The sequence below is a fragment of the Kitasatospora sp. NPDC005856 genome (assembly GCF_040629945.1).
Lineage (GTDB): Bacteria > Actinomycetota > Actinomycetes > Streptomycetales > Streptomycetaceae > Kitasatospora.
On record NZ_JBEXWT010000257.1, the window covers coordinates 1 to 1,047 of the forward strand.

A 1,047-nucleotide genomic window follows, 5' to 3' on the forward strand; every position below is an offset into this window, starting at 1 on the left:
GGCGGTGGTCGCCGGTGGTGTGGAGGTGTCGTACCGGGAGCTGGACGAGCGGGCGAACCGGTTGGCGCATCTCTTGGTGGCGCAGGGTGTGGGTGCGGAGTCGGTGGTGGGTCTGTGCCTGCCGCGGAGTGTGGATGCGGTGGTGGCGCTGCTGGCCGTGTGGAAGGCCGGGGGCGCGTACCTGCCGATCGATCCCGAGTACCCGGCGGAGCGCATCGCCTTCATGACGGCCGACAGCCGGGCCGTGGTACTGGTCGGCGTGGAGGAGTACCTCGACGAGTTGCCGGCCGGACGGGTGCCGATGGTGGCTCTGGATGATCCGGCGGTCGTGGCGCGGTTGGCGGCGGTTCCGGTGTCGGCGCCGGTGGTGTCGGTGGAGTCGGAGGGTCTGGCGTATGTGATCTACACGTCGGGGTCGACGGGTGTGCCGAAGGGTGTGGGGGTCACTCAGGGTGGGTTGACCAACTATGTGGTGTGGGCCGCGGGTGCCTACGGGGTGGCCGGGGGTGGTGGTTCGCCGCTGCATTCGTCGCTGGCGTTCGACTTGACGGTGACCAGTGTGTTGGTGCCGTTGGTGGCGGGTTCGGTGGTGGTGGTCAGTGCCGAGGGTGGTGCCGAGGGGCTGGCGGGTTTGGTCCGTGAGGGGGCCGGGTTCGGTTTGGTGAAGGCGGTGCCGGCGTATCTGCCGATGCTGGGCGAGTTGCTGTCCTCGGGTGAGGTGGCGGGTGCGGCTCGTCGGTTGGTGGTGGGGGGTGAGGCGCTGCAGGGTGCTGATGTGCGGGCGTGGTTGGAGCGTGCGCCGGGGTCGGTGGTGGTGAACGAGTACGGGCCGACCGAGACGGTCGTGGGGTGTGCCGTGTTCGAGGTGGCGGCCGGTCAGGAGGTGGGGGAGACGGTGCCGATCGGGCGTCCGATCGCCAACACCCGTCTGTACGTGCTCGATGCGGGCTTGTCGCCGGTGGCGCCTGGGGTTGTGGGTGAGTTGTATGTGGCGGGCGCGGGTGTGGCGCGTGGGTACCTGGGTCGTGCGGGGCTGAGTGCGGAGCG

General features: G+C 70.0%; 1 protein-coding gene. It reads left to right on the top strand.

Annotated features, from left to right (window positions below; genetic code table 11):
- On the top strand, positions 1-1,047 hold a 1,047-nt coding region (locus ABZ449_RS42335; RefSeq protein WP_360357537.1), incomplete at both ends, for an AMP-binding protein.